This window comes from Parafrankia colletiae (assembly GCF_001854655.1).
GTDB lineage: Bacteria > Actinomycetota > Actinomycetes > Frankiales > Frankiaceae > Parafrankia > Parafrankia colletiae.
On the sequence record NZ_MBLM01000114.1, the window covers coordinates 46,765 to 61,661 of the forward strand.

Annotated in this window: 13 protein-coding genes; 4 read left to right on the forward strand and 9 right to left on the reverse strand. The window is 73.0% G+C overall.

Going from position 1 to position 14,897, the window contains the following annotated elements; all coding sequences use genetic code 11:
• Positions 1-57: 57 nt before the first annotated feature.
• Both CC117_RS15010 and CC117_RS15015 read right to left on the reverse strand, forming a co-directional pair.
• The gene (locus CC117_RS15010; RefSeq protein WP_071084579.1) at positions 58-1,026 is read right to left on the reverse strand and encodes a beta/alpha barrel domain-containing protein; all 969 of its coding nucleotides are present in this window, start codon (positions 1,024-1,026) and stop codon (positions 58-60) included.
• A complete protein-coding gene (locus tag CC117_RS15015; protein ID WP_071084581.1) occupies positions 1,023-2,762 on the reverse strand; it encodes an MFS transporter in 1,740 nt (579 codons plus the stop codon). Before CC117_RS15015 ends, CC117_RS15010 begins: the two co-directional genes overlap by 4 nt.
• A gap of 143 nt (positions 2,763-2,905) precedes the next feature.
• Here CC117_RS15015 and CC117_RS15020 point away from each other — a divergent pair, with 143 nt between their 5' ends.
• Together CC117_RS15020 and CC117_RS15025 are read left to right on the forward strand one after the other, a co-directional pair.
• The gene (locus tag CC117_RS15020) at positions 2,906-3,637 is read left to right on the forward strand and encodes a TetR/AcrR family transcriptional regulator (protein WP_071084583.1); all 732 of its coding nucleotides are present in this window, start codon (positions 2,906-2,908) and stop codon (positions 3,635-3,637) included.
• A gap of 101 nt (positions 3,638-3,738) precedes the next feature.
• Positions 3,739-4,140 carry a DUF962 domain-containing protein gene (locus tag CC117_RS15025; RefSeq protein WP_241830118.1) on the forward strand — a complete coding sequence of 134 codons (402 nt, stop codon included), beginning with the start codon at positions 3,739-3,741 and terminating at the stop codon, positions 4,138-4,140.
• A 46-nt stretch (positions 4,141-4,186) separates the two neighbouring features.
• Here CC117_RS15025 and CC117_RS15030 read toward each other — a convergent pair whose 3' ends face one another.
• From CC117_RS15030 to CC117_RS15045, 4 genes are all read right to left on the reverse strand, one after another.
• Complete coding sequence (locus CC117_RS15030) at positions 4,187-6,925, reverse strand: ATP-binding cassette domain-containing protein (protein WP_071084585.1); 2,739 nt, start codon at positions 6,923-6,925, stop codon at positions 4,187-4,189.
• 148 nt (positions 6,926-7,073) lie between these two features.
• On the reverse strand, positions 7,074-7,940 hold the full coding sequence (locus tag CC117_RS15035; protein ID WP_071084587.1) for a DUF1206 domain-containing protein: 867 nt from the start codon (positions 7,938-7,940) through the stop codon (positions 7,074-7,076).
• A gap of 142 nt (positions 7,941-8,082) precedes the next feature.
• Positions 8,083-8,802, reverse strand: coding sequence for a RibD family protein (locus CC117_RS15040; RefSeq protein WP_084132151.1), 720 nt, complete (start codon positions 8,800-8,802; stop codon positions 8,083-8,085).
• A complete protein-coding gene (locus CC117_RS15045; protein WP_241830119.1) occupies positions 8,771-9,226 on the reverse strand; it encodes a hypothetical protein in 456 nt (151 codons plus the stop codon). The genes CC117_RS15040 and CC117_RS15045 overlap by 32 nt, the downstream gene beginning before the upstream one ends.
• A gap of 77 nt (positions 9,227-9,303) precedes the next feature.
• Between CC117_RS15045 and CC117_RS15050 the strand changes: the two genes are divergently transcribed.
• Entirely contained in the window at positions 9,304-10,197 is an 894-nt protein-coding gene (locus CC117_RS15050) for an exodeoxyribonuclease III (RefSeq protein WP_071084588.1), read from the forward strand.
• A gap of 143 nt (positions 10,198-10,340) precedes the next feature.
• On the opposite strand, the gene CC117_RS15055 is transcribed toward CC117_RS15050, so the two are convergent.
• From CC117_RS15055 to CC117_RS15065, 3 genes are all read right to left on the reverse strand, one after another.
• The gene (locus CC117_RS15055; protein WP_071084589.1) at positions 10,341-10,931 is read right to left on the reverse strand and encodes an Hsp20/alpha crystallin family protein; all 591 of its coding nucleotides are present in this window, start codon (positions 10,929-10,931) and stop codon (positions 10,341-10,343) included.
• 570 nt (positions 10,932-11,501) lie between these two features.
• Complete coding sequence (locus CC117_RS15060; protein WP_084132163.1) at positions 11,502-12,254, reverse strand: DUF4230 domain-containing protein; 753 nt, start codon at positions 12,252-12,254, stop codon at positions 11,502-11,504.
• A 92-nt stretch (positions 12,255-12,346) separates the two neighbouring features.
• Positions 12,347-14,107: a PP2C family protein-serine/threonine phosphatase gene (locus CC117_RS15065; protein WP_071084591.1), complete on the reverse strand. Its 1,761-nt coding sequence runs from the start codon at positions 14,105-14,107 to the stop codon at positions 12,347-12,349.
• Between the two features lie 583 nt (positions 14,108-14,690).
• Between CC117_RS15065 and CC117_RS38150 the strand changes: the two genes are divergently transcribed.
• Positions 14,691-14,852 (forward strand): hypothetical protein, encoded by a 162-nt coding sequence (locus CC117_RS38150; RefSeq protein ID WP_198541865.1) that lies wholly within the window; start codon positions 14,691-14,693, stop codon positions 14,850-14,852.
• Positions 14,853-14,897: the final 45 nt, after the last annotated feature.

The window sequence follows — 14,897 nt, forward strand, 5'->3', positions numbered from 1 at the left end:
GCCACGGCCGACCGGGCCATCGCGCCATCGGGCTGCAGCACGCGGCGGACGACCGGTTCAGACCGCGGAGGGCGCGTCGCTCTCCACGGCGCCRCCCGCGTCGATCCAGCCGCTGAGAATGTCACCGAACACGGTCGGGTCCTCTCCCCTGTTCCAGAACGCGGTCGCGCTCTGCACCACCAGCGCGCCGGCGGCCAGGTAGTCGACCACGTCACGGCCGGTCAGGACACCGCCCACCCCGACGACATCCACCTGCCCCGGCAGTAGCCGGCGCAGCTGGCGCACCTGGCCGAGGCCGATCGGTCGCAGTGCCGCCCCGCTCAGGCCGGCCAGTCCGACGTCCAGCACCGGGCGCAGCCGGTCATCGAGGACGAGCGCGTTGGGGAATGTGTTGACCGCTGTGACGAACCGCGGCCCGCCGAGGCCCCGCGAACGGCCACCGAGCACCGCCGCCAGCTCCGCCAGCGCCTCGGGGTCGGAGAACGGCGAGATCTTGACCCCGTACGGCGGAGCGGGACGTCCACGACCGCTGGCCGGAGCCGCGAGTGCGCCCTCGACGGCGGCGCAGATCGCCTCGGTCTGGCCCGGGTCGAAGCAGGCGATGCGTTTCTGCGTCCCGCCGTCCCAGACGTTCGGGCAGGCGAGGTTGAGCTCGACGAGGTCCGCACCCGCCGCGGCGGCGAGCTGGGCGAGCTGGGCATACTCGTCAGCGGCGAAGCCCGCCACGCTCACGACCAGCGGTTTGCCGTGTGCGTGCGCGGCCTCGACCATGGCGGGGAGCTGCTCGCGGTAGTAGTCCGCCCCGCGGTTCGGCAGGCCGAGCGCGTTGAGCGAGCAGCCGTCGCCCGACCAGTAGACCTCACCGCTGTTGCCGGCTCGGGCRTCCCGGGTGATGGAGCCGACCACGACGGCCGCCACCGAGCTGCGGGCAAGCGCGACCACGTCCTGCAGGGTCTTGCAGGTGCCGGCCGCGTTCATCACCGGGTGATCGAGCGCCACTCCGGCGAGCAGGAGCTGGCCGGTCACCGGTGCTCCTCCGGCCGTGGGGACCCGCCCACCGTTCGGACACTCCTGGCGCTACCACGCATCTGGCCAGCGTAACGGCCCTTCGCACCGGGCCGGAGGCGCAACGGCCAGCGCACCGCGCCAGCCTCCCGCACCGGGCCTGCCGAACGGGAGCGGGCCGCGGGACGGTACGTGCCCACGCCCGGCGGCACCGGCGCCGGGACGACGGGTGCACGCAGAACCGTGAGGCCGCCCACCGAACCTCGCGCAGCAGCGGCTTCCACGCCAGCGATGTCATCCCGGTGAAAGGCACCGTCCGCGAAACCGGCAACGTCCGTCGAAGCGACGGAAACTCCACGGACCTGGTGCCACAGCACAGGCAGCACACCCGCGACCACTGCCGCCGCGACCGCGGTGAGCAGGAACGGGAGGTGGACGTTCGCCGAGTAGAGCGCCCCGGAGGCGAGCGCGGCGACGGCCGTCGCCGCGGTCTGCGTGGTCGTGAACAGGCCCTGCGCCCGGCCCGCGCCCTGCGGACCACATTCCTGAACCAGCAGTGACTGCGCGGACGGGAAGCTGATCGCCAGCGCGATCGCCTCCGCGCAGCACACCATGACGATGAGCCAGAAGGACTCGATGAACGAGTAGCTGGCTACGGTGATGCCGGTGGCGACCGTCGCGCCGGTCACCAGCCAGCGCCGGTCGCTGTGATCAGCGAGCCAGCCGGCCGGCATCGCACACACGATGTGCGGAAGGGCGAAGAGGGTGAAGCTCAGCCCGATCAGCTCCGTCGAGACATCCCGGTCGGCCAGCAGGAGGCTCCAGCAGGTCTCGTAGGTCCCGACCGCCAGTCCGTTGACCGCCGCCACAAGCAGCAGGCCGATGGCACCTGGACCCACCAGGCCGCCGAGCCGGCGCGATGTCCGCCCGGACTGCGGCGCCTTCGAGGCCCGCGACGAGGAGGGCGTGCCGAGAGGCGGCGACGGCGGGCGCGCCGGCTCACCGTCATGGGCGGGTGGCGGGAGGGCCCGCGGATGGCCGTCCGGGCGGAGCAGAACGAGAGCCGGGATGGAGGCGACCGCCGCGGCCACCCCGGCGCCGAGGAAGAGCAGGTCCATCCGCTGCTCGCCGGCGAGGCCGCCCAGCAGCGGGCCGATCGCGATGCCCGCGGTCTGGCCCGTGTAGACGGCGCTGACGGCTCGTCCGGTCAGACCTGGCGGCACCGTCTCCGCGACCGCGGTGAGGACGGCGACCTCGAAGGCGCCGGCGCCGGCCCCCTGCAGCGCCCGCACCACGGCGTCGGCGTGCAACCCCGGGGAGACGATCAGGCCGACGCAGCCGACGGCGTACAGAACGAGGCCGCCCACCAGGACCGGCCGGTGTCCCCGACCTGCCGTGAGCACACCGGCGGGGTACTGGGAAAGCAGCGACCCGACGAAGAACGCCGCCATGACGATGCCGACGCTGCTGGCCGGGACGTCGCGGTCCTCCAGGTAGAGCGGGAGCAGCGGCGCGATGGCGAAGGCCCCGCTCCACTGCAGCAGGGTGGCGGCACCCAGCGCCGCGACGAGACGTCCGACAGAGCCATGTGTCAGCGAAGCCTGTCTGGGCGAGCCCCGCGCCGGAGACCCCTGTGCAGGTGCGACCTGCGTTGGCGAGTTCTGCGTCAGCGAGCCCTGCGCGGGTGAGCCCCGCGCCGTACTTCCCATCACCGTGCCGCCCCCGTTGGCGCCGTCCCGGACCGCCTGCTCAGGCATTTGGCCCGGATCTGACGGGTGTCCGGGCATCTGCCCGGTTGGTCCCCACGACTACTACCGTCCGTCCGGACGGTCGGTCAACCCGGGCCGGCCCTCGTGCCGTTGCCGACGGCCAGCGCTGTTTGCTTGGTAGGTGGGGCACAATGGCCGTCGTGCCAGTCTCGGACCCGGCCGCGACCCGACAGCGGCTGCTCGACGCGGCCTGGCGGGTGCTCGCCCGTCACGGCGACCAGCCGTTGAGCCTGGACGCCGTGGCCCGCGAGGCCACGGTCTCCAAGGGCGGGCTGCTGCACCACTTCCCCACCCGGGCCGCGCTCATCGATGCGCTCCACGACCGGTGGAACGACGGCTTCGACGCCGCGGTCACCGGCCGCGCCACGGCCGACGGCCGACCCGGCAGCCGGGCGCGCGCCTACCTCGAGGTCGGCGCCGAGGGCGCCACCGCACCCGGAGAGGCGACCGCGGAGGTCGGTTTCCTGGCTGCGCTGATCGCCGAACCCGGGCAGCTGCAGCGATTACGGGAGCGGTACGAGACGTGGCAGGAACGGCTCGTCCAGGACCGGGTCGACCCGGTCGCGGCCTCTGTCGTTCGGATGGCCGCCGACGGAATCTGGCTGGCCGACCTGCTGGGGCTGGCGCCACCAGCCGGCGACCTGCGACGCCGGATGCTCGACATGCTCCGCGCGCTCGTCACCCCGCCGGGCACCCCAGCCGCGGACCCGACCACGCCCGCCCTGCCGGCAGCGCCGGCCGCACCCGCCCTGCCGGCCACACCGACCGCGACATCGTCGCCGGGTGCGCCGGGTGCGCCGGGTGCAGCCGACAGGCAGAGCAGTCACCGGTCGCCGCCAGCGGCCCCGCTGGCCCGCGGCTGAGTCAGGACCTCACGGCTGGAGTCCTGGCGCGGGCAGGCACATGATGTCCGGGACGGATCCGCCGTCCGCGACGGGTCCGCGGGACCACGGAGGAGCCACGGATGGCGATTGTCGACACAGGCGCGGGCCCGAATCCTGGCCGGGCGGCAGCGGCCCAGCCGGCACCAACACCTCCCCTGGCCTCGGCGCCCTTCGCGGAGAAGATGGCTTTCTACCGCTCCCAGCACACCACCAGGGGTATCCGGGCGACCCACCTGTTCGGTATTCCCGGCGTGGTCTTATCCCTGCCGCTTCTCGTCGCCCGGCCGAGGGCCGGTCTGCCGCTGTTCGCGATGAGCTGGGCGCTGCAGGTCGCCGGGCACGTCGTGTTCGAGAAGAACCGGCCGGCCCTCACCCAGGGGTTCTGGACCTACCAGCTCTGTGGGCTCGCGTTCTGGTGCGAGGAGGCCGCCGAGCTCCTGCGCGGCCAGGGCCTCGGCGGCCCGGCGCGGCCCACGCCCTGACCGCCGCGCCGGCGACCCCGCTCGCGCGGCTACCCGGCGCTCACCGTCACCGCCGGGCGGGCGGCCCGGCCGACCTGGTCACCTTCGGGTCGATGCGGCGCAGCATCGCGGAGGTGAGTGCCAGCGCGGCGCCGGCGAGGAGCAGACCGATGAACACGTCGAGGATCCAGATCCCCGCGCTGTGCTCCCACAGGCCGTCCGCCGGGTCCGTCCGCAGAACCTCGTTGCCCAGTTTGGAGACCTCGTTCAGGTCGGCGGTGGATCCCAACGCAGCGAAGCCCCAGCGGGCCGGCGCGATCCACGAGATCTGCTCCATCACCGGTCGCCCGACGACGGAGACCAGCCCGCTGGAAAGCACGAGCTGCGCCATCGTCACGAGCACCAGGACGGGCATCGTCTTGTCGGCGTTGTCGACGAGCGTCGAGACCAGCAGGCCGATCATCATGGAGGCCAGGGCCGCCACGATCACCGCGACCAGACACTCCAACAGCGGCGTCCCGAGTACCGAGGCCTCGGCGGGTTCCCGCCCGACCAGCCCGATCAGGGTGAAGACCACACACTGAACCGTGGTGATGGCAGTCAGCACAATGATCTTCGAGCCGAGGTAGGCGGCGCGAGACAGGCCGATCGTCCGTTCTCGGCGGTAGATGTCCCGCTCCTTGACGATCTCGCGGACCGAGTTCGCCATGCCCATGAAGCAGGCGCACAGCACCAGGACCACGAGCACCTTCATCGCGTCCGGATTGGGTGCGTCCGGCAGCGCGTCGAGCCCGTCCGGTGCGGGGATCACCCGTGGGATGATGCCGAGCAGGAACGGGAACGCGGCGATGAGACGCAGATAGGAGCGGTCGGCCAGGACGACCCGTAGGTATCTTCGGGTCAGCGTCGCGAGCTGGGAGCTGACCGGCTGCTGGCGCACGCTGGGCAGCTCGGCGGGTGCCTTGCGCACGACCGGCGCGACGATGGCCGAGGGCACGTAGTACTCGGAGGCGCGGAACCGGGCGGCGAGTTCGGCGCCGGGGATGCGCTCCAGGTCGCGGAACACCGCGGCGAACTCGCGGAAGTCCTCCTTGCCGAAGAAGCGCAGTGCGCTGTCCGCCGGGCCGAAGTACGCGACGTGCCCGCCGGGGGCGAGCACCAGGATGTAGTCGCAGAGGTCGAGGAACAGCACGCTGTGCGTGACGACGATGACCGTGCGGCCGCCCTCGTCCGCCGACCCGGCGCCGCCTCCCTTCGCCAGCCCCTTCAGCGTCTCCATCACCGACTGGTCGTTCGCCGGGTCGAGGCCGGAGGTGGGCTCGTCGAGGAACAACAGGGATGGGCGGGTCAGCAGCTCCAGGGCCACCGACGTCCGCTTCTTCTGCCCGCCGGAGAGCCGGCTCACGGCCGTGTCCGCATGGGCGGTCAGCCCGAGCTCGCCGATGACCTCCTCGACCCGGGCCCGCCGCTCGGGGGCGGTGGTGTCCGCCGGGAAGCGCAGCTCCGCCCCGTACTCCAGCGCCTCCCGCACCGTGAGCTGGGCATGCAGCGGGTCGGCCTGCGGGACGTACCCGATGCGGCGGCGCAGCTCGTCGTACTCGGCGTAAAGGTCACGACCGGCGTAGCGGACCGAGCCGACATCCGCGGGGCGGAAGCCGGTCAGCGCGTTGAGCAGGGTCGACTTGCCGGCGCCGCTGGGGCCGACCACCCCCAGCAGCGACCGGCCGGGCAGCCGGAAGGTCATGTCGTGCATGAGCTGCTTGGGGCCGGCGAAGACGGAGACGCCCTGCACCTCGAACGCGACGTCCCCGGAGTCGAGGTACTCGACCAGCGAGTCGCCCTCGAGCTGGTAGAGGTGATGGCCGATGGCGATGACGTCACGCTGGCCGACCGGGGCGCGCCCGATCCGCTGGCCGTTGAGGAAGGTTCCGTTGGCCGAGCCGAGGTCGACGATCTCGACACCGGCCTGGCTGATCAGCAGCTCGGCGTGGTGCCGGGAGGCAAGCAGGTCGGCGACGGGAACGTCGTTGCCGCGGGACCGCCCGAGCCGGATCGTGCCGGCCCGCAGCGGGTACACCCGGCGCCGGGCGTGCACGATCGCGCTCTGCGCGGTCTGGGGCTCGATCGGCAGTGAGCCTGCGCGAGGCCCGCCCCCCGCGGTGCCGGACGGGCTCCCGCCTGGCCCGGGCCCGGGCGGCACCTGCCCCGGCACCGGGGCCGGCGGGCCGACCGGAGCGGCGGGCGCTGCCGGCGGGACCCGCCCTGCTGCCACCGCCTGCCCCCGACCGCCACCCGCGGCCGGAACCGCGCCGGGGTAGGGCGCCGGGCCCGCGGACGGTACCGGACCCGCGGGACCGGCCGGACCTTGCTGCCACGCCTGTCCTGGCTGACCGAACTGTCCTGGCTGACCGGGCGGTGGCGCCTGGGCCGGGGCGGGGGCACCGCCCGGCCACGCGGCGGCCGGCGGTGGGCCGGGCTGGGCCGGCGGGGCGGCGCCGGGGCTGACCGTCACCGCGGGGGTGAGGACCACCTCGGGACCGTCCGCCGCTCCGAGCCGGAACCGCAGCTCCGCCGAGATGGGGGTGGTGTCGCCCATCCGGCGGCCTTCCTGCCACAGGCCGTTGGCGCTGGTGTCCCGCACCTGCCAGCCGCCGGCGACCGGCTCCAGCACCAGGTGGCTGCGGGAGACCCGACCGTCGTTGACGACGATGTCCGACGTTCGGCCGCGGCCGACCACGCACGGCGCGTCGCCCGTCAGCGTCGTCTGACCCGCCGGGGTGATCACGCTCAGCGTGGTCCGGTCCACCTGCAACTCCTCTGGCCTGCCCGCTGTGTCTGCTTCCGCCTACCCGATCACAGGGATTCTCCACCGAACCGGGACTTGTCCGGAAGGCGACCGGTGAAAGGGCCACCGCGAGGGCCGTCGGGACCGGAGGCCGGGACCCGCGGTCGCGTCAGAGGCGCCGGTAGCGGGCCTCGACGAAGGAGTAGGCGCCGAACAGGACGAGGCCGACGGCGGCGCACACCAGCAGCACCTGGCCGTAGGTCTGGTCGGCGATGGTCCGCAGCGTGCCGTCGAAGCCCTTGGCCTCGTTGGGATCGAAGTCGATCGCCGCCTTGACCACGAAGACGCCGGCGAGCCCGAAGACGATCCCGCGAGCGACGTATCCCACCCGGCCGATCACACGGGCGACGCGGAGCACCGTCTGGCTCATCTCGCCGCGCTTCAGCTTCTCCTCGAACTTCGTCGTCACGCCCTTCACCAACATGCCGATGCCGACGCCGACGACAACCAGACCGACGGCGCCCACCAGCCAACGCCCGCCGGTGTGGTCCATCACCCGCGCGGTGTAGGGAGCGGGCTCGCCGGAGCCACCCGCGCCGGAATCAGAACCGCCCGAGGCGAGGAAGGCAACGGTGCTGCCGGTGATGGCCAGATAGATCACGCCCCGCAGAAACGACACCACCCGCTTCGCCGTGCGCTTCTTCTCGTCGCTTTCGTCATGGTGCCCGACCGCTCCCTCCAGCAGCCGCCACAGCGCATAGCCGGCGAAGCCGACGGCGACCAGGACCAGAAGCGCTGTGCCGAACGGCTTGTCCGCGATCTCGCGCAGCGCCCCCGGCCGGTTCGCCTGCTCGCCCGAGCTGCCGACGGCGATCTGAACGGCAATGACACCGATCAGCACGTAGACGAGCCCGCGGGCGGCGAAACCGAGCCGCGCGGTGATGTCGACCGCACGGCTGTTCCGGGTTCGGTGGGCTGCGGACTCGCCCGCGGACGCGGCCGTGTGACCCGCCCGGGCCACGCTGTTAACGGACACGTTCCCTCCTCGGCAAGGCTGTACCGGGCACAATGCCCATACAGCGCCTGCCCGCCCGGAGGGCGACAAAACGGGTGGATGTCCTGCCGTTCGGCGACCGTCACCGCAGCGCGCCGCGGCGGTCACGCCGCCGCGGCGACGATCACGACATCCGATAACGCAGGAGAACCACGTCGCCGAGCTGACGGACCTCGGCGAGACGCAGCCGGTGGGCCGCGTCGAAAGGAAAGGAACCGGGCCCCACGAATGTGGGTGCTGCCGCGTCACCGACGAAGAACGGTGCCACCACCAGGTGCAGTTCGTCGACCAGGCCGGCGGTGAGGAACGCCGTGTGGAGGGTCGTGCCGCCTTCCACGAGCAGCCGCCGCACGCCCCGGCCGTGAAGGTCCCGCAGGAGGCTCTCCACGACCGGGTCGACGAGGTCGACCAGCGTGGCAGCGGCACCAGGTACTGGTGGCGCTGGTAGCGCCGGCACCTGCGCCGGGCGGGCGCGGTAGACGATCCGTTCCGCGCCGTCCAGAAAGAAGCGCGCCGCCGGATCGAGAGCTCCCTGCCCGGTCAGGACGGCGCGCAGCGGTGTCGGCGGGCGCCCGGCTGCCAGCCGCGCGGCGCGCCGGTCCGCCGAGCGGACGGCCAGGCCGGGGTTGTCCCGCCGGACGGTCCGTGCGCCGACCAGGATCGCGTCGCAGCCGGCGCGGACCTCGTCCACGCGGTCGAGATCCGCCGGGCTGGACAGGACGAGGCGGTCCGGCGAGCAGTCGTCGATGCGCCCGTCGAGCGACATCGCACAGCTCAGCAGCACATACGGACGCCCGGCTCCGGCCGGGGCCTCAGTCGTCGCCCTGCCCGCCGTCGTCGTCACCCGCCCCCTGGTCCTCGCCGCCGGCACCGCCGCCATCGCCAGCACCGCCATCGCCGGCACCACCGCCGCTGCCGGCACCACCGCTGCCAACCGCACCCCCGCAGCGGTCGGCCACCCAGTCGGCGAGCTGCGCACGCGGGCTGAGCGCCGTCGGGTCCTCGGCGACCCGGCCGGCGAGATCCCGGATGTTCTGCTCGGGAGCGAGATCCCGGACGAGCAGCGCCACCAGGCGGGCCGAGGCGGGATTCTGCTGGATCTCACTCGGCTCGACCCTGATCTGCGAGCACAGGACGGTCCCCCCGGCGGCGCGGGTCTCCTCGGAGACCTGGTCGCAGCCGGTGAGACCGGCTGCGCCTGCCGCGAACGCCATGGCGACGGCGAATCTCGGTCTGCCGATCAGCTTGCTCCCCGGGGGAGCGGACATCCGCCTCATGCCTCCGAGGATGTCACGCACCGGTCCGTGCGGGGATTCGTCGTAGGTGAGGACTACCGTCTGACGGTGTGCGGATCGCGACCTGGAACATCAACTCGGCCAAGGCCCGGCAGGCCCGCCTGATCGAATGGCTCGACCGGGCGAGTCCTGACGTGCTCTGTCTGCAGGAGACCAAGCTGTCGGACGACGCGTTCCTGGAGCTCTTCGACGAGGACCTGTTCCGCCGCGGCTATCGGGTCGCCCATCACGGCGACGGTCGGTGGAACGGCGTGGCGATCCTGTCCCGCGCCGGGCTGGAGGATGTACAGCGTGGGCTGCCCGGTGATCCGGGCTTCCCGGAGCCCGAGCCGCGGGCGATCGCGGCGACCTGCGGGGGCATCCGGGTCTGGTCGCTGTACGTGCCCAACGGCCGCACCGTCGACGACCCGCATTACACCTACAAGCTGGCATGGCTGGCCGCGTTGCGTGAGGTGGTGCACGCACTGGCGCCGGCGGGCCCGGTGATGACACTCGGCGATTTCAACATCGCCCCGACCGACGCCGACGTGTGGGACATCGCCGCCTTCGACGGCGCGACGCACGTGACCGAGCCGGAGCGTGCCGCCCTCGGCGCGCTGCACGACGTGGGTCTGGTCGACCTGATGCGCGCGCGGTGGCCGGCGGAGACGGTCTACACCTACTGGGACTACCGCCAGCTCTGCTTCCCCAAGAACTACGGGATGCGGATCGATCTGGCCCTGGCCACGGCCGATGTCGCGACCCGCGCGCGTGCCGTCTGGGTTGACCGGGCGGCCCGCAAGGGCACCGGTACGAGCGACCACGCCCCGGTCGTGGTCGATCTGGACGAGGCACCCGACGGCGATATCGGGCCGATGGTGCCACCGCCGTCGGCCCGTGGTGCCGGGTCCCGAGGTGGTTCCTCCCGCGCAGGAAGCGGCACCCGCCGCGGCGCCGGCGCCTGACGGGCCTTTGCCGGGCTGGTGACCAGGCCGGCGGGCGGTGGGGTCCCGCCCAGGCACCGGCGGTGCCTGGGCGGGACCCCACCCGCGGGTGCTGTCGCCGGACCCGCGGGTGCGGGTCACCGGGCCGCGCCCGGCCCGCCGGGTCAGGAGGCGGCGTGCTCCCCGCTGCCGGTGGGCTCTGCGCCGTGCCGCGAAGCCCCGATCTGGGGCGCGGGGGCGGCGTCGGTCGCCGGCTCGTCCGCTGTCGCCGGCAGCGCCGTGGCCGCGGCCGCTCCGTTGACGGGGATCCGGGTGTTGCGCGGCGCCGCGGCCGCACCGGCCAGCCGCACGGTCAGCACACCGCGGTCATAGCGGGCACTGATTGCTGTCGCGTCGACGTTCTCCGGCAGCGCGAACTCACGACGGAACGATCCGTGCCACCGCTCCCGGTGGACGCGCCCGTTCACCGTCTCCTCGTGCGCTGACGCGCGCTCGCCGCGGACGACGAGAGCGCCGCGGTCGATCTCCACCGTGACGTCCTTCTCGACGTCGACCCCCGGCAGCTCCAGGTTGATCAGGACGTCGTCACCCGCCACCAGGACATCGGCGGACGGCACGACGTTCTGCGGCCGGGGCGTGGCGCGCAGCGGACGCACCGAGCGTTCCCGCGAGCCCCACGAGCGCCGGACGATCTCGTTGAACTCGCGGTCCATGCGCTCGAACGCGGCGAACGGGTCCCACAGGTAGGTGCTCATTGTCGTGTGACTCCCCTCTGGGCGGTGCCTTCGCTGTGAAGCCTCTCGTTGTCTCGGCCCTACCGGCCCGCCCGAACAGTTCATGAGTCTAGAAGACTCAACCTTATGAAGGCAAGAGGACTAAGCAAGATGCATGCCTACCTCACGCTGAACCATGCTCCGACCTGACGCCGCTTCGCGATCGCAGACACGGCCTGCAACCGCCCCGGCCAGGCGACACGCGGCCGCGGGGACRCCAGGGTCATCCGCGTTACGGCGTGGACGTCCGGCAAACCTCACCCCGCGGTGAGAAACRCCACGCCGCCGGCTCCGCGGGGCGGGACCTCGGTCGGGCGAAACCTCGGCACCGGGCCCGGACAAGCGCCGTGACCTGCGTGGATACGCGAAGACCCCGCCAGGAGGTCGTTCCTGGCGGGGTCTTCGGCCGTTGCCCCGGAAGTGCCGGTGCGACGGCGACGCTGCGGTCACCGGTCTGCTCCGGCGGTCACCGCTCGACGCGGGCCGTCAGCGCGCATCCGCTCCGGTGACCACCACGAGACGCAGTCGGGGCAGTCCGGGTGGTCCGGGTACTCAGCGCGGGTCCGGCGCGTAGTTGACCGTGACGTCGGTGAAGCCGAGTGCACCGAGAAGCCCGCGCAGCATGGCTGTCGTGTTCGTCCTGGCGAGTTCGAGCACCTGCCCGTCGACCTGGGCCGCCTCGGCGATCTTGCCGGCGGCCGTCCGGTAGAGCTCGGAGTCGTTCCCCTGCCCCCCGAAGAGGCCACCGATCCGGTCCAGGGCACCGCGCTGGCGGGCCACCACGTAGCTCCTGTCCAGGTCGAGGTTCGGGTCCGACAGGGTCGGCGCGGGCAGCGTGATCGTCACCGAGCGCCGGTCCTCCGAGACGCTCACGGCGTTGTCGCCGAGCGCGCCGAAGTCCACGACGGCGTCGATGCTGCCGACACCGACGAACAGGGTGCGTTCGCCGCGCAGCGCGGAGGGGATCCAGCGACTGTCGTCCTCGAGGTCCACGACGACCTCCATGTGGGCGCTGCCCGCGTGGTACTCGCTGAGATCCTCCAGTGACCGCAGCACGGCGGGTGAGCTGCGGTCGATGGTCCGCTCCTCGAACGGGTTGGGGATCGAGGGCCGCCATCCGGTGATGAGGGCGAGGCCCGACAGCACGAGAACGGCCAGCACGACATAGGCGATCAGGCGGACCAGGCTGAAGCGGGACCGCGGGGCGCGGAAGCGCCGCGTGCCGGAAGGCTCGTCCCGCACGCTGGTACCGCCCTGCTCGGGGGCGGTCGCGCCCTTGAGCGCGGAACCGGACTCGTCAGTCATGGTGGACATGTACCCGACGAAGATTCCGTGACGCATCGGCCGCACCATCGCTTCGCCGACAGTGCCAGTTGCCCGATTCGTGCTGCTTTGACTCAGCGACTCGTGCGGGCGATGACGATCGCGGTGCGGTCGTCGCTCGGGCGGCCCGAGGCGTGCCGGCGGACCACCTCGAAAGCGTCGTCCAGGAGCTCGGTCGGGCCACGGTGCGCGTCCCGCAGTAGCTCGGCGACCAGGCGGTCGACGCCGAACTGCTGGTTCTCGTCGTCGCGGGCCTCCACCAGGCCGTCGGTGTAGACGAACAGGACGTCCCCGGGCTCCAGGCACAGGGTGTCGGTCCGCCATGCCCCGTCGGTGGCGACCAGGCTCGACATCATCGGCCCGGTGGAGGCCAGCAGGGTCACCTCGGTGCGCCGGCCGCCCCCCGGCCCGGCGGCGGCCTGGACGGCGTCCACGGCCGCGCCCGTCCCGGCCCGGCCCGTCGTACTCGCGGCGGTGCCCGCAGCACCCGCAGCACCCGCGGTGCCGGTCATGGTCGCCGCAGCCGCTTCCCGCTCCGGCGGCACGGTGGTCAGGACGGCGTGGCCTCCGGTGTGATCTCCAGCGTGGCTGCCGGTTCCGAGAGCGCGTTGCGTCCCCGTGCGCCGCAGCAGCAGGACGTCGGGATGGCCGGCATTGGCGATGCGGACCTCGCCGTTGGTCGGGTCCACCACCGCCACGACGGCGGTGGCGAACATCTCGTCCGTCTCGCCGAGACTGCTGACAACCCACTCGACCGCCTGGCCGGGATCGGCACCACGGGTGAGTGCTGCGTCCAGGAGCTGCTTGAGACGCAACGCGAAGACACCGGCGACCGCACCGTGGCCGGAGACGTCGCCGACGACGATGCCGACCCGCCCGTCGGGCAGCTGGAAGGAGTCGTACCAGTCGCCGGCGAGCTCGCCGCGCGCCGGGTCCACCCGCCCGCGCAGCAGCAGGCCCGGTGCCCGCAGGACGGACGGGGTGAGCGCGTCCCGCAGGGCCATCACCGCGGGCCCCTCCTGCGCCAGGGCCTCCCACGATCGCTCGTTCTGCCGCACCAGCTGGACGAGCTGGGCACGCATCGCCTCGATGTTCCCGCCGAGCTCGACGATCTCGGACGGCCCGACCGCCGGGATCCGGGTGTCGTAGCGCCCGGCGGCCACCGCGTTCACGGCCCGCCGGAGCGCGTCGATCGGCCGCAGCAGCCAGCGGCGCAGCACGTTCATCACTGTGAAGACCACAGCGAGGATCACGACCGCAGCGCTCGCCAGCGAGCTGAGGAGCAGGACGGCAGCGCTCTCCAACCGCCCGGACGCCGCCGTCTGTTCGGCGGCGATCGCCATCCCGAGGTCCGCGACCCGGCCGCGCAGCTCGTTGAACCGCACCCGACCGCTGGACTTCTCGATCTCCCGCGCGCCCCGCACGTCGCCGGCCTCCATCGCGGTGACCTCCGGCTCCGCGACGTCGCTGCGCCAGGCCTGGTAGGCCGTCCCCACCGCCGCGGTGTCCCTCAGCAGACCGGGAAAGTCCGCCAGCAGCTGTTGCAGGCGGTTCATCTGCTGCGGGATGGTCCGGTCGGATTCGCTGTACGGGCCGAGGACGTTCGGCTGCTCGGTGATCAGGTAGCCGCGGACAGCGCTCTCCTGATCGACGAAGTCCGCAAGGAGCAGCGCCGTGGTCGTCGCCGCCGGGTCGAGGCGCTCACCGCGCTCGGCGGTCGCGTCGCTGGCCCGGAGAGCGGCCACGATCGCGAGCGCGAGCATCACCGCGACCGCGAGCGTCGAGACGGCGACGAGCACGCGGATGCCGCTGCGCAGGCCCGCCGACTCCCCCACGGGTCTCCCTCCGGCGCGCTCCCGCGCACATCACCACGACCACAGCAGACTCACTGTCCCTACGGGACATTGTCGTCCAGGTGGAATGACACCCCGCCATCGGCCGGCCGGAGGACAATCTGCCCGGGCCGGGCCCGCCACCAGCGATCTGTTCCACCCCGAATCGGCACAGTGGTGCGGCCACCATGCCCGAAACACCTCCGCACGACCCGGCCATCTGGCGCCGCTGCCCCGAAGGTGCTTATGCCGGGCCTCCGCGCGCTCCGGAGCGCGAACCGGAGGGCTGTGGCCGGGTGGAGCCTGTCGGGGCGTCAGTCGGCCGGCTGTCGCCAGACCAGCCCTCACCAGGCCGGCCGTCGGCAGACCGGCCGTCGGCAGACCGGCCGTCGGCAGACCGGCCGTCGGCAGACCGGCCGTCGGCAGACCGGCTCACGGAAACCGGAAGGTCCGGGAACGGTTCGGCCCACGGGCGTGGCCGCGCGGGCCGCGGGCCGCTGCGGTAGGTCCACGCCCGTACACCCCAGCCGGCGAGCATCGCGAGCACGGCGCCCAGGAGGGGACCCGCCAGCTCCCGCCGCAGCGGATGCGTGGTCGGACCTGCGCCGCCGAGCAGCGCCCGTCCGACCGCCGCACCGGCGAGAGCGCCGAGGACGCCCAGGACAGCGGCTGTCCCGAGGGTCAGCGGGCGGCGCCCGGGAAGGAGCGCGCGGGCCGCGACCGCCACCGGAAGCCCGACCGCGAGTGAGGTGAGCACGAACCAAAGCATGGGGCGCCCCCCGCCGACCACTGC

Coding starts and splice junctions, on each gene's coding strand:
- CC117_RS15015 (WP_071084581.1), bottom strand. CDS start 2,762: ATGCCTGAGCAGGCGGTCCGGGACGGCGCCAACGGGGGCGGCACGGTG.
- CC117_RS15020 (WP_071084583.1), top strand. CDS start 2,906: ATGGCCGTCGTGCCAGTCTCGGACCCGGCCGCGACCCGACAGCGGCTG.
- CC117_RS15025 (WP_241830118.1), top strand. CDS start 3,739: ATGGCGATTGTCGACACAGGCGCGGGCCCGAATCCTGGCCGGGCGGCA.
- CC117_RS15045 (WP_241830119.1), bottom strand. CDS start 9,226: ATGTCCGCTCCCCCGGGGAGCAAGCTGATCGGCAGACCGAGATTCGCC.
- CC117_RS15055 (WP_071084589.1), bottom strand. CDS start 10,931: ATGAGCACCTACCTGTGGGACCCGTTCGCCGCGTTCGAGCGCATGGAC.
- CC117_RS15060 (WP_084132163.1), bottom strand. CDS start 12,254: ATGACTGACGAGTCCGGTTCCGCGCTCAAGGGCGCGACCGCCCCCGAG.
- CC117_RS38150 (WP_198541865.1), top strand. CDS start 14,691: ATGCGTGGTCGGACCTGCGCCGCCGAGCAGCGCCCGTCCGACCGCCGC.